This is a genomic window from Tahibacter harae (assembly GCF_024437735.1).
GTDB lineage: Bacteria > Pseudomonadota > Gammaproteobacteria > Xanthomonadales > Rhodanobacteraceae > Tahibacter > Tahibacter harae.
In genome coordinates this window covers 57,073-69,334 of the sequence record NZ_JANFQO010000012.1, presented here as the reverse complement: position 1 = coordinate 69,334, position 12,262 = coordinate 57,073, and the positions used below count along the sequence as shown (strand labels likewise).

At 66.8% G+C, this 12,262-nt stretch carries 10 protein-coding genes; 7 read left to right on the top strand and 3 right to left on the bottom strand.

Going from position 1 to position 12,262, the window contains the following annotated elements:
* Positions 1-167 precede the first annotated feature (167 nt).
* A complete protein-coding gene (gene rtcR, locus NM961_RS13810; RefSeq protein ID WP_255914983.1) occupies positions 168-1,790 on the top strand; it encodes an RNA repair transcriptional activator RtcR in 1,623 nt (540 codons plus the stop codon).
* 107 nt (positions 1,791-1,897) lie between these two features.
* Here the strand turns inward: rtcR and NM961_RS13805 are convergent, their stop codons facing one another.
* Positions 1,898-3,757, bottom strand: coding sequence for a TPM domain-containing protein (locus NM961_RS13805; RefSeq protein ID WP_255914982.1), 1,860 nt, complete (start codon positions 3,755-3,757; stop codon positions 1,898-1,900).
* 23 nt (positions 3,758-3,780) lie between these two features.
* Positions 3,781-4,569 (bottom strand): DUF3667 domain-containing protein, encoded by a 789-nt coding sequence (locus NM961_RS13800; protein ID WP_255914981.1) that lies wholly within the window; start codon positions 4,567-4,569, stop codon positions 3,781-3,783.
* 107 nt (positions 4,570-4,676) lie between these two features.
* Between NM961_RS13800 and NM961_RS13795 the strand changes: the two genes are divergently transcribed.
* The 6 genes from NM961_RS13795 to NM961_RS13770 all read left to right on the top strand — a co-directional run bounded on the left by NM961_RS13795 (position 4,677) and on the right by NM961_RS13770 (position 11,930).
* Positions 4,677-5,567 (top strand): HAD family acid phosphatase, encoded by an 891-nt coding sequence (locus NM961_RS13795; protein WP_255914980.1) that lies wholly within the window; start codon positions 4,677-4,679, stop codon positions 5,565-5,567.
* 4 nt (positions 5,568-5,571) lie between these two features.
* Complete coding sequence (gene pyrF / locus NM961_RS13790; protein ID WP_255914979.1) at positions 5,572-6,291, top strand: orotidine-5'-phosphate decarboxylase; 720 nt, start codon at positions 5,572-5,574, stop codon at positions 6,289-6,291.
* A 356-nt stretch (positions 6,292-6,647) separates the two neighbouring features.
* Positions 6,648-7,574, top strand: a complete 927-nt coding sequence (locus NM961_RS13785; protein ID WP_255914978.1) for a hypothetical protein — start codon at positions 6,648-6,650, stop codon at positions 7,572-7,574.
* 84 nt (positions 7,575-7,658) lie between these two features.
* Positions 7,659-10,187 (top strand): glycerol-3-phosphate 1-O-acyltransferase PlsB, encoded by a 2,529-nt coding sequence (gene plsB / locus NM961_RS13780; protein WP_255914977.1) that lies wholly within the window; start codon positions 7,659-7,661, stop codon positions 10,185-10,187.
* 99 nt (positions 10,188-10,286) lie between these two features.
* Positions 10,287-10,451, top strand: coding sequence for a hypothetical protein (locus NM961_RS13775; RefSeq protein ID WP_255914976.1), 165 nt, complete (start codon positions 10,287-10,289; stop codon positions 10,449-10,451).
* Between the two features lie 141 nt (positions 10,452-10,592).
* Positions 10,593-11,930: a Na+/H+ antiporter NhaC family protein gene (locus NM961_RS13770; RefSeq protein ID WP_255914975.1), complete on the top strand. Its 1,338-nt coding sequence runs from the start codon at positions 10,593-10,595 to the stop codon at positions 11,928-11,930.
* Here NM961_RS13770 and NM961_RS13765 read toward each other — a convergent pair.
* Complete coding sequence (locus NM961_RS13765; protein WP_255914974.1) at positions 11,918-12,124, bottom strand: YdcH family protein; 207 nt, start codon at positions 12,122-12,124, stop codon at positions 11,918-11,920. The genes NM961_RS13770 and NM961_RS13765 overlap by 13 nt on opposite strands.
* Between the last annotated feature and the right edge of the window lie 138 nt (positions 12,125-12,262).

The window sequence follows — 12,262 nt, the reverse complement described above, 5'->3', positions numbered from 1 at the left end:
CTCATCCCGGCGCGGAGTTCCTATATCAAGGGCCGTGCCAAGTGCGACGGAAATTCGATTTCCATTACAAATCAATTGGTTGAAATTTCATCTCAATTTCGATCCGCTATTGTTACCGCTCCAGCGGGCTCGTGTATTATCCGGTTGGATAAGCAAGGGGCAGGGATATGCGCAGCAAGCCACTGGTCGTGATCGGCTTCATCGGCACCGTGCTGGACGCGGCCGACGGCCCGGGGCGCTGGGAGCGCTGGCGGCCTACCGTAGCCCTGGGCATGTTCGAGGACCTGCTGGTCTCCCGCGTGGAACTGCTGCTGGACGAGCGCCGCTACGCCAAGCTGGCCGAGCGCATCCGCGCCGACCTGGGGCAGGTCAGTCCGGAAACCGAGGTGCGCCTGCACGACACCTTCCTGGCCGATCCGTGGGATTTCGAGCAGGTATTTGCCGCGCTCCACGAGTTCGCCCGCCGCTATCCGTTCGACAGCGAGCGCGAGGACTATCTGGTGCATATCTCCACCGGTACCCATGTCGCGCAGATCTGCTGGTTCCTGCTGACCGAGGCACGCTTCTTCCCGGCGCGGCTGCTGCAGACCTCGCCGCCGCCCAAGCAGCGCGTGGGCGATGCGGGCAAGTACACCATCATCGACCTGGACCTGGCGCGCTACGACCGTATCGCCCAGCGCTTCGCGCGCGAACGCGACGATACCAACAGCTTTCTCAAGAGCGGCATCGCCACGCGCAGCCCGACCTTCAACCGCATGATCGAGCAGATCGAACGCGTGGCCGTGCGCTCCAAGGCGCCGATGCTGCTGCTGGGGCCTACCGGTGCGGGCAAGAGCATGCTCGCGCGCAATTTGTTCGAGCTGAAGCAGAGCCGGCACAGCCTCAAGGGCCGCTTCGTCGAAGTGAACTGCGCCACCCTGCGCGGCGACGGCGCCGGCAGTGCGCTGTTCGGACATGTGCGCGGCGCCTTCACCGGCGCCCAGGGCGAGCGCGCCGGCCTGCTCAAGAGCGCCGACGGCGGCCTGCTGTTCCTGGACGAGATCGGCGAGCTGGGCCTGGACGAACAGGCCATGCTGCTGCGCGCAATCGAGGATAAGCGCTTCCCGCCGCTGGGCGGCGACCGCGAAGTCAGCAGCGATTTCCAGCTGATCGCCGGCACCAACCGCGACCTGGCCGAAGCCGTGGCCCAGGGCCGCTTCCGCGAGGATCTTTACGCGCGCCTCAACCTGTGGACCTTCTACCTGCCGGGCCTGAAGGAGCGCAGCGAGGATATCGAGCCCAACCTCGACTTCGAGCTGGAACGCTACGCGCGCCAGCAGAGTGAGCGCGTCACCTTCAACCGCGAGGCGCGCGAACGCTACCTGCGCTTCGCCATGAGCGTCGACGCGACGTGGCCCGGCAATTTCCGCGATCTGGGCGCGTCAGTCACGCGCATGGCCACGCTGGCACCGCAGGGCCGCATCACGGTCGAAGTGGTGGACGAGGAAACCCGCCGCCTGGGCCGTATCTGGGGCAATTCACGCCGCGGCGGCAACGGCGGCGATGACGACGCGCTGCTCGAAACCCTGCTCGGCGATCGCGTCGCCGATCTCGACCGCTTCGACCGCGTGCAACTGGTCGAAGTGCTGCGCGTCTGTGCCGCCTCGCGCAGTGCCAGCGAAGCGGGACGGACGCTGTTCCAGGCCAGTCGCGAAAAGCGCAGTTCCACCAACGACGCAGACCGGCTGCGCAAATACCTCAAACGATTCGAGCTGGAATTTGCGCAGATACGCGAGGCGGCGCGGGGATAGCTGGCGCGGGGATTGGTGGTTCGGGATTCGGGATTCGCTTGCCGGAAAAGCCGCACTCCGCCGCAAACTCCCCCGAATCCCGAATCCCGAATCCCGAATCCCTCCCATCACTGCATCAGCGAATAGCTCAGCAGCTCCACCCGGATCGGATCTTTCAGGTTGTAGAAGCCGGCGTCCTTCACCCGCACGATGAAGTCGTAGCGCTTGCCGCTGCTGAGCGGCGAGGGCATCAGGCGTTCGGTGTGCGGGTCGGTTTCGATCAGCACCTGGCGGCCGTTTTCGGCGCTGGCCTGCAAGGTATGCAGGTCGGCGTCGTCGGTGTCGTTGCGGTCGATGACCCACTTGGCCAGCTCGCCCTTGCGTGCGTCGAGGCTGGACAGGTCGGCCTGCAGGCGCAGGATCTGGCCGCGCACCGGATCCTTGGCCGGATCGTAGCGGCGGTTGTTCGCTTCGCGGTCGGCCTGGTCGGCGGCGTCGGCCGCGGCGAGTTCGGCCAGGCTCTGGTAGCGGATGGTCCAGGGCAGGAAGCGCGTGTCGTTGGCGATGTGCTCGGCGGCGCTGAAGAAGCTCTCGCTCCAGCTGTCGTTGCAGGCCGACTTCTTCTGGCACTGCGGCCAGCCCAGCTTGAGGAAGTTGCCCAGACGTTCCTTTTCCAGGCTCACGTAGGACTTCATGTGGCGCTGCACGCCCGGTCCCATGGCGACGCCGACCTGTCCTTGCCCCGGCGCGACGACCAGCACTGCGCCGTTGCCCACGTCGAGCTTGCCTACGCGCAGCTGGCGCATCATGGCGTAGGCGTAGTCGTCGGCGCTGAGGCCATGCAGATCCTTGACCAGCAGGCTGACGATTTCCACGTTGTGTTTCGCTGCATGGTCGAACAGTTTCTGCTCGAAGGTGGCGCGGGTGGCCGGATCGAGCAGGCCGCTCTCGTCGTAGACGAAACGGTCGAACTTGGAGGGCAGGGCGTTGGTATCGGGCACGGGCAGGGTGTCGACGGCGCCGCGGCCGGCGGCGGGTGCGGCGCGCACAGCGGCAGCATCGTCGCGGGTCGCCTGCGCGACGGCCGGCGTCGCATCGTCGCGCACAGGTGCTTGCGCCACCGCCGGCGCGTCGGGCGCACGGCCGGTGCCGAAGTCACCGCGAGTTTCCGGCGCGGATGCCGGCGCCGTGGCGGCCGTATTGTTCGCCGCAACGGCGGGTCCGGCCGGCTTGGCCGAGGTCAGCGCGATGCCGCTGCTGCAATCGCCCGACTGCTGCGTGCAGGCCTGCTGCCAGCCGTCGCGGATGGCCGCGACACGCTTGCGCCGGCCCGGATGGGTCTTGCCGTCCTGCTCCGGCACCAGGGTTTCCAGCGCCTTCTGCGCATCCGCCAGTGAAGAGCCCATCTTGTACAGCACGAAGCCGGAGAACTTGTCCGCTTCCAGCTCGGTCGGCGGCTGGCTGCCGCCGGGCGTGATGGTATGGCCGGAAAGGTGATGGCCGATCTCGTGCGCCATGATGCTGACCGGCGCCCAGTCGTTGTTGCGCGTGGCTTCGCGCACCTGTTCCATGAAGCGGCGGTTGTAGGCGATCACGCGGCGCGGCAGCTGGTCCGGCCCCAGCACGATCACCGCCGCGGCATTGGGCACCTGGCCCTCGATCACGTCGAAATTCTGCGGCAGACCGGTGAATTTCATGATTTCGGCGACCACTTTCGCGCCGGCGCCCTGGCCGCTGAAATTCAGCGCGGACTTGGACAGGGCCAGCGGCGAGCCGTCGTAGGAACAGGCCTGCAGCGAACTGGCGACTTCGGCGATGAGAGCCGCCTCGTCCGCCGGCGCGGCGGCGGGTGCCGCGCGCTGGGGCGCCTGGGCCAGGGTAGGCGCAGCGGGCTTGCCGCCGGGCTGGGCCGCGTCGCCGCAGCCGGCGATGGCCAGGCTCAGCGCGGCGCAGAGCAGGTTTCGGTGCAGCAGGATGTTCGCGTTCATGGCGGTTGCGTCTCGGCAGGGGTTCAGGAAATGAGCTTGGCCAGCACCAGCTTGACCAGGAGCCAGGAGTACAAATAGATAAGTAGCTTCTTGCTCAGCACGAACACGGCGGCGGCCAGCGCCAGGCGCCACCAGTGGCGGCGCAAATCGAGCTGGAAGAACTGGGTGCAGGCCAGCAGCACCAGGGCAAGTTCGATCAGGTCCATGTAGCGGCCAGACCAGGCCCGGTGCCAGGCCAGCCAGCCGGGCGCACGCAGGAACAGCAGCGGCAGCTGGTTGAGGATGTTGGCCAGGATGATCAGGAACTGGGTGTACAGCGCCAGTACCAGGTGTTCGGCGGCGTTGTAGCCGCGCCAGCGCCGGAACACGGCCATGGAGGCCAGCCAGACCGCGGCCAGGCCCAGCGAGAACGACCATTCGGCGTATTTGCGGATCACCGCCAGCGTCTTCGACACATTGGCGTCGGCCGAATCGAGGTAGCGCGTCTGCGCCAGCACGAGCAGCAGCACGGCGATGGCGAGCAGCAGCAGCTTGAGCGGATGGGTATGCCGCTTGCGCATGCCCAGTACGTATTCGTGGGCGACCCGGCCCGGGCCGGTCAGCAGGCGCAGGGCGGACTGCAGCGCGTCGATCTCGAACAGGCGCAGCTTCTCCCAGGCCTCGCTGCGCAGATTGCCCAGGCCCAGCCGCTGCGCTTTCTTCTGCCCGCATTGGGCGCAGTGTGGGCCGTGCAGCACCGCGCCGCAGTTGCGGCAGCAGGCCGCGGCGAAATAGGCCGTGCTGGGTGTGTGGTCGGGTTGCGGCAGGGACATGGTAGCGGCGGCAGCGGTGTCCTGGGGCAGTACGCAATCGCGCGGGGTTTTCTCCGGCGGCGGGCAAGGCCGTTAGAATCGGTGGTCCTGCCCGCCTGGAGACCCGCATGTTCCGTTCCGCTGCTGTGCTTTCCCTGCTGCTGCTGGCCGGCTGCGCGGCGGGTCCCACCCGCAACGCCCAGGCGCCCGCAGCGGCCGAACCGCCGCCGCCGGCCCTGAACTATGCCGAGACCAATCTCAACGCGACCCTGTGGGCGCAGGCCTCGCTGGAACATGACCTGAGCTACCGCGGCATCTACGCCCAGGCCACGCGCCAGCTCGGCGCGGCGCTGAAGCAGAAGGACTGGGACGCCCTGCCTAAGGGCGAGCGCAAGAAGCCGCTGAGCAAATCCCTGAAGCCCGCGGTGATCGTCGATGTGGATGAGACCGTGCTGGACAACTCGCCTTACCAGGCGCGCCTGATCCGCGACGGCAAGGAATACGACGAATTCAGCTGGGACGAATGGTGCCGCGAGCAACGCGCTATGGCCCTGCCCGGCGCGCTGGATTTCGCCCGCGCCGCGGCGGCCAAGGGCATCACCGTGTTCTACCTGACCAACCGCGCCCAGCACCTCAACGAGGCCACGCTGGCCAACTTGCGCAGCGCGGGCTTTCCGGTGTCGGACAAGGAAACCGTGTTCCTGGGCCTGGGTACCGTGGTAGAGGGCTGCGAGGCCAACGGCAGCGCCAAGGGTTGTCGGCGCGAGCTGATCTCGCGCAAGTACCGCGTGCTGGCCATGGTCGGCGACCAGCTTGGCGACTTCATCGACGTGGAAAACAATGCCCCGGCCGCGCGCGCCGAGGCCGCCCAGCCCTATCAGGCCTGGTTCGGCGAGCGCTGGTTCATGCTGCCCAATCCCACCTATGGCTCGTGGGATGGCGCGATCCTGGGCAACGAGCGCGGCGCCGATGCGCCGACCAAGCACCGCATCCGCCGCGAAGCCCTGCGCACGGAGTGAAGCCATGAGCTATGCCGCCAAGAACATCGACGTGAAAGACCGCCTGATCTTCGCCCTGGACGTGCCCACCCGCGCCCAGGCGCTGGAGTGGATGGACCGCCTGGGCGATGCGGTCAGCTTCTACAAGATCGGCATGGAACTGCTCACCAGCGGCGAGTATTTCCAGGTGCTGCAGGATCTGGCCGACCGCGGCAAGAAGATCTTCGTCGACCTGAAATTCTTCGATGTGCCGGCCACTGTCGCCTCGGCGGTAAAGGGCCTGACCCGCTATCCGGTGTATTTCTGCACCATCCACGGCAACGACGGCATGATGCGCGCGGCGGCCGAGGTCAAAGGCAACATCCGCGTGCTGGCGGTGACCGCGCTGACCAGCCTGGACCAGCACGACCTGGACGACCTCGGCTTCCAGTGCGACCCGCAGCAGCTGGTGCTGTCCCGGGCCAAGGCGGCCCTGGCCGCCGGCTGCGACGGCGTGGTGTCGTCCGGGCTGGAAGTGGCCGCGCTGCGGCGCGAGGTTGACCACGCCCTGATCACGGTCTGCCCCGGCATACGTCCGGTCGGCAACAGCGACGATCAGAAGCGCACCCTGGACGTGGCCGAGGCCTTTGCGGCGGGCGCCGACTACATCGTGGTCGGACGGCCCATCCGCCAGGCGCCGGATCCGCGTGCCGCCGCCCTGGCGATGCAGGCGACGATTGCCCAGGCGCTGGCCGCCGCGGGCTGATCCGGGCCTTGTCGTGGTCGGATCCGATACGCTCGGATCGGGAAGAAAATCGAATTCTTACAACGATTTGACGCACGGTATTTGAGGAGTTGCATTAACTTTGTTCACCAAGTACGATTCGCCCCGTACCTGAACCAGGCGCGGCTACAACTCCACATAGCCGACCGCGCCCTACAATGCGATTCCCCCTCCGGTTATGCCGGATTTGCCCGGAATGTTCACCCGAACATCCGGGTTTTTCTTTGGCGGGAATGCCCAAGCGCCCAGCCACGCCGCATACAAGTTTGCTGGAATGCCCGCCGGCTCTCGGCTACAGTGCATCGCTGTTTCACCTAAATTGAACCCTGGGGATTAACATGTCCACGAAATTCGCTCGCGTCGCGCTGGCCGCGGCTCTCGGTCTGGCTCTGGTTGGTTGCGGCAAGGAAGAAGCTCCGGCAGGTGCGCCGCCGCCGGCCGCCGCGGCCAAGGCCGCTGCTACTCCGGACGGAGCCATCACCGCCTCGGTGCAGCACCTGAAGGCCGGCAACATCGACGCGCTGCTGCAGAGCGTGCTGCCGCCGGATGAATACGCCAAGGCCAAGGCCGACTACGCCAAGGACATGAACAAGGAGCCGGCTTCGGAAGAAGACAAGGCCAAGTTCGCCGAGAACATGGCCAAGCTGACCGCCTCCGACGCCGAAGCCAAGCTGTGGGCCGAGCTGGAACCCAAGCTCAAGGAAATGGACGCCCAGATGGCGCAGCAGATGCCGATGATGGTCGCCATGGGCAAGGGCTTCATCCAGAGTTCGATCCAGCAGAACCAGGAACTGACCGAAGCGCAGAAACTGCAGGCCACCCAGGCCGTCGATGCGCTGGGCAACTGGGTCTCCACCGCCAAGTTCACCGATCCGGCGCTGGCGCAGAAGTCCATCAAGATCGTCTGCGACACCGCGCGCAAGATCAACCTCAAGACCCTCGACGAAGCCCGCGCCCTGAGCTACGAGCAGGCCATGGGCAAGTTCGGCGTGGCCTTTCTGGGCCTGAAGGACGTGCTGGCCGTGTACGGCTTCTCCATCGACCAGACCCTGGATTCGGTCAAGGCCGAGACCGTGTCCTTGGATGCGAACGCCGCCAAGGTCAAGATCAGCTACTCGCTGCTCAACACCCCGCTGTCGGTCGAGAGCGATCTGGTCAAGGTCGGCGACCGCTGGTACGGCAAGGAAATGCTGGAAAGCCTGAAGAAGAAGGACGAGGCTCCGGCCGAAGTCGCGCCGGCTCCGGCCGCTCCGACCAGTAACTGATTTTTTGGCGCTTTTAACGCGCCCGTAACGTAAACGACGCCGCCTCCGGGCGGCGTTCGTTTTTGTGCCGGTTACAATTCCCGCATGGACGACATTACCTCCTCCGCGCGCGCCGAAGCGCCGCGTGTACCCTGGCGACTGCGCCTGTTCGGCCGCCTGCTCGAATCCTGGATCCGCATCAAGCCCGATCCGGTCGACCCGAAAACCCTGCTGCTGCCCGGCGTGCCGGTCTGCTACGTGACCGAGCGCTACGGCCTTTCCGATGCGCTGATCCTGGAACAGGCCTGCCGCGAGGCCGGCCTGCCCTCGGCCCTGGTGCCGCTGGAGAACGTCACCACCCGGCGCAAGCGCAGCTACTTCGCCACCTCGATGCGCAACAGCCTGTTCTGGAACCCGGCCCGGCGGCGTCCGCCGACCGAGCCGCTGGCCGAACTGATGCAGCAGCTGCAACTGCTGCCCGATACCGATGTGCAGCTGGTGCCAGTGTCGATCTTCGTCGGCCGCGCACCGAACCGGCAGAGCGGCTGGTTCAGCGTGCTGTTCTCGGAAAACTGGGTCGTGGTCGGCCGCTTCCGCCGCCTGCTTGGCCTGATCCTCAACGGCCGCGACACCCATGTGCAGTTCTCCCAGCCGGTGAGCCTGCGCAGCGTGCTGGCCGAGGAACAGGGCCAGCCGCAGGAGCGCACGGTACGCAAGATCTCGCGCGTGCTGCGCGCGCACTTCCGCCGCATCCGCGCCGCGGTCATAGGCCCGGATCTTTCCCACCGCCGCACCATCGTCGATGCGGTGGTGAACGCCGAGCCGGTGCAGGAAGTGATCGCCTCCACCGCGCTGAAGGAGAACATCCCGCGCGAACAGGCGCGCAGCCGCGCCCACGACTACGCCCTCGAAATCGCGGCGGACTATTCACATACCGTGGTGCGTTCGCTGTCGTTCCTGCTCACCAGCTTCTGGAACAAGCTCTACGACGGCGTCACCATGAGCCACTTCGAGCGCGTGCGCGCCGCGGCGCCGGGACACGAAGTGATCTACGTGCCCTGCCACCGCAGCCATATCGACTATCTGCTTATCAGCTGGCTTTTGTATACCAATGGCATTGTTCCGCCGCATATCGCCGCTGGCGTGAACCTCAATCTGCCCCTGGTCGGCCCGCTGCTGCGCCGCGGCGGCGCGTTCTTCCTGCGCCGCAGCTTCAAGGCCAATGCGCTCTACTCGGCCGTGTTCACCGAATACGTGAGCCAGCTGTTCGGCCGCGGCGTGTCCATGGAGTATTTCATCGAAGGCGGGCGTTCGCGCACCGGCCGCCTGCTGCAGCCCAAGGCCGGCATGCTGGCCATGACCTTGCGCGCCTTCCTGCGCGAATCGCGCCGGCCGGTGATGTTCCAGCCGGTCTACATCGGCTACGAGAAGCTGATGGAAGGCAACAGCTACATCGGCGAGCTTTCCGGCCAGCCCAAGGAAAAGGAATCCCTGTTCGGCCTGCTGCGCTCGGTCAAGAAGCTGCGCCAGCATTACGGCCGGGTCGCGGTGAACTTCGGCGAGCCGGTATTCCTGGACGACCTGCTGCAGCAGGAGGCGCCGGACTGGCGCGCCAGCGCCAGCGAGGAAAAGCCCGAATGGCTGGGCCGCACCGTCGACGCCCTGGCCGAGCGCATCCAGGTCAGCATCAACCGCGCCGCGGACGTGAATCCGATCAACCTGCTCGCCGTCGCGCTGCTGGCCACGCCCAAGCACGCCATGGCCGAGGTCGATCTGATTGCACAACTGGATCTGTATAAAGCGCTGCTTGCCGAGCTGCCCTACGGCGAGCGCATCACCCTGACCACGCTGACGCCGGCGCAGATCATCGCCTACGGCGAGAAGATGCAGTGGATACGCCGCATCCGCCACCCGCTGGGCGATGTGCTGACCAGCGAAGGCAAGCAGGCCACGTTGCTGTCCTACTTCCGCAATAACGTATTGCACCTGTTCGCCGCCTCGGCCTGGATCGCCTGCTGTTTCATCAACAACCGGCGCATGGCGCGGGCTTCGCTGCTGCGGCTGTCGCGGCTGATCTATCCCTTCATCCAGTCCGAACTGTTTCTGCCCTGGGACGAGGCCGGCTTCATCGAGCGCATCCAGGCCACGCTGGATTTCTTCATCCGCCGCGGCGTGATCGCACTGGATGCCGAAGGCCGCGTGCTCAACCGCGGTGCCGGCCAGGGCGATGCCGCCTTCCAGCTGCGCACGCTGGCCCACAGCCTGCTGCAGGCCTTCGAGCGCTACTACATCACCATCGCCGTACTGGTGAAGCACGGCCCGCATACGATCAGTTCGGCCGAGCTGGAAAACCTCTGCACCCTGACCGCGCAGCGTCTGACCCTGCTGCACGAACTCAACGCACCGGAGTTCTTCGACAAGGCGCTGTTCAAGGGCTTCATCCAGCAACTGCGCGAACGCAAGGTGATCTGGACCGACGACGCCGGCAAGCTGGATTTCGATGCCGCGCTGAACATCGTAGCCAAGGATGCGAAGGTGATCCTGAGCCGCGAGATCCGCCACGGCATACTCAAGCTGGCGCCGGAGCCCAAGCCGGCGCCGCCGCCGCCTGCGGCGGCGGACAGGGCCGCCTGATACAGGGCCGCGGACGTAAGCGCGCCGCGGTCCTGGGAATACTGGGTCGGCGCCGCCGCCACGCTGCTGTGGTTGGGGGATCTCTGGCGGCACCGGCCGTTGCGGCTGTCGCCGCGGTTCGCGCCGCCGGGCACGGTGTTCGCCGCGGTGCAGATCAGCGATGCCGACTTCGACGGCGCGGCCGGCCGGCTGCGTGCCGAGGTATTCGGCCTGGACGCGCGTGTCGGCAGCGCCGAGGTGGGCAGGCTGGCCGCAGCGCAGTAATAAATCCGCTCCTGGTGGAGAAGGCATATGTCCAAATCGACATATGCGGCCGGTCTGCTGACATTTCCGTATGGCCGTCCAGCCGTCTATGCTGCTATGCAGCAAGGCGCCCCGCGCCCCCACTTCTGTTCTGGAATCGCCATGTCTTCCCCCGTTTCCGCCCGTGCGCTGCTGCCGCTGGGCCTGTTCCTGGTGCTGTTTCTCGGCACCGGCCTGTGGTTCACCTGGCAGGGCCATGCGGACGCCTTCTACCAGTTGCGTGCGCCCATCGCGATCCTGCCGGCGATCGCCCTGGCGCTGTGGCTGGGCCGGCGCGCGCGGCCGCTGGATACCTTTCTCGGTGGCATGGGCAACAGCGACGTGATGCTGATGTGCCTGATCTTCCTGCTCGCCGGTGCGTTTGCCGCGGTGAGCAAGGCGATCGGCGGCGTCGATGCGGTGGTCTGGATTACCTTGAGCCTGATTCCGTCCTGGCTGGCCTTGCCCGGGCTGTTCCTGGTCGCGGGCTTCGTCGCCCTGGCCATGGGCACGTCCATGGGCACCATTGCCGCGGTCGCGCCCATCGCGCTGGGCGTGGCCCAGGCCGCCGGCATAGAACCGGCGCTGGCCCTGGGCGCGGTGCTCAGCGGCGCCACCTTCGGCGACAACCTCTCGGTGATTTCCGACACCGCCATCGCCGCCTCGCGCCTGCAGGGCGCCAGCCTGCGCGACAAGTTCCGCGCGAATTTCTGGCTGGCCCTGCCGGCCGCCCTGGCCTGCCTGGTACTGCTGGCGGTGCTTGGCGGCAACAGCGCCCCGCCGCAGGTGACGCCGGCCTCGCCCTGGCTGGCCCTGCCTTACCTCGTCGTGCTGGTGCTGGCCCTGATCGGCATAGACGTGCTGATCGTGCTCAGCGTGGGCCTGCTGCTGGCCGGTGCGGCCGGGCTGGTGTTCAAGAGCGGCTACGGCCTGGCCACCTTCAGCAACGATATCTACGCCGGCTTCGAGGGCATGTTCGAGATCACCCTGCTGTCCCTGCTGATCGGCGGCCTGGCCGCCCTGGTGCGGGCCCAGGGCGGGCTGGCGTGGATAGCGGCGCGTATCGCGCGCTTCGCCGGCGGCCACGCGGGAAGGCGCAGCGGCGAGGTGTCCATCGCCGCGGTGGCGACGGTGACCGACCTGTTCACCGCCAACAACACCGTTGCGTTGCTCATCAGCGGCAGCACGGCGCGGGAAATCGCAGAGAAGCACGGCGTCAGCCCGGCGCGCGCGGCCAGCCTGCTGGACGTGTTCGTCTGCGTGACCCAGAGCGTGCTGCCCTACGGCGCGCAGATCCTGCTGGCGGCCTCGATCGCCAAGGCTTCGCCGCTGCAGCTGGTCGGCCAGGTGCACTACGGCTGGCTGCTGGCCCTGGCCGCGCTGGTCTCCATCGTGTTCGGCCTCCCGCGCGGACTGGTGCGGGCCCAGCCCGCCCCGGCGCTGGCGGCTCAGGCCGGCTGATCGGGAATCAGCTGGTTTTCCAGATAGGCGATCATGTCCTTGAGGCGCAGCTTGCGCTTCTTCAGGCGCTTGAGTTGCAGCTCGTCGCTGGCGTTGTCGATCGACAGGCGCTGGATCGCCGCGTCGAGGTCGCGGTGTTCGATGCGCAGTTCGATCAGCTGACGGGTGATTTCGGCAGGATCCTGGCTTTGCATTGGCGCTGAGCGTAGGGATTCGGCCGAGTGTAGCCGGCTTGCGCGGCTGCTCGTAAGGCGGCGCAGGCTGGCTGGGGCGAACGCCGCGCCGGTCCCGCTTGTTGATGCGAATGGTTCGCAATAACATGCGCGCCCCGA

What these genes read in the sequence shown, in the direction of transcription:
- NM961_RS13800 (WP_255914981.1), bottom strand. Translation starts at nt 4,569, where the DNA reads ATGTCCCTGCCGCAACCCGACCACACACCCAGCACGGCCTATTTCGCC.
- plsB (WP_255914977.1), top strand. Translation starts at nt 7,659, where the DNA reads ATGGACGACATTACCTCCTCCGCGCGCGCCGAAGCGCCGCGTGTACCC.
- NM961_RS13795 (WP_255914980.1), top strand. Translation starts at nt 4,677, where the DNA reads ATGTTCCGTTCCGCTGCTGTGCTTTCCCTGCTGCTGCTGGCCGGCTGC.
- pyrF (WP_255914979.1), top strand. Translation starts at nt 5,572, where the DNA reads ATGAGCTATGCCGCCAAGAACATCGACGTGAAAGACCGCCTGATCTTC.
- NM961_RS13765 (WP_255914974.1), bottom strand. Translation starts at nt 12,124, where the DNA reads ATGCAAAGCCAGGATCCTGCCGAAATCACCCGTCAGCTGATCGAACTG.
- NM961_RS13805 (WP_255914982.1), bottom strand. Translation starts at nt 3,757, where the DNA reads ATGAACGCGAACATCCTGCTGCACCGAAACCTGCTCTGCGCCGCGCTG.
- NM961_RS13785 (WP_255914978.1), top strand. Translation starts at nt 6,648, where the DNA reads ATGTCCACGAAATTCGCTCGCGTCGCGCTGGCCGCGGCTCTCGGTCTG.
- NM961_RS13770 (WP_255914975.1), top strand. Translation starts at nt 10,593, where the DNA reads ATGTCTTCCCCCGTTTCCGCCCGTGCGCTGCTGCCGCTGGGCCTGTTC.
- rtcR (WP_255914983.1), top strand. Translation starts at nt 168, where the DNA reads ATGCGCAGCAAGCCACTGGTCGTGATCGGCTTCATCGGCACCGTGCTG.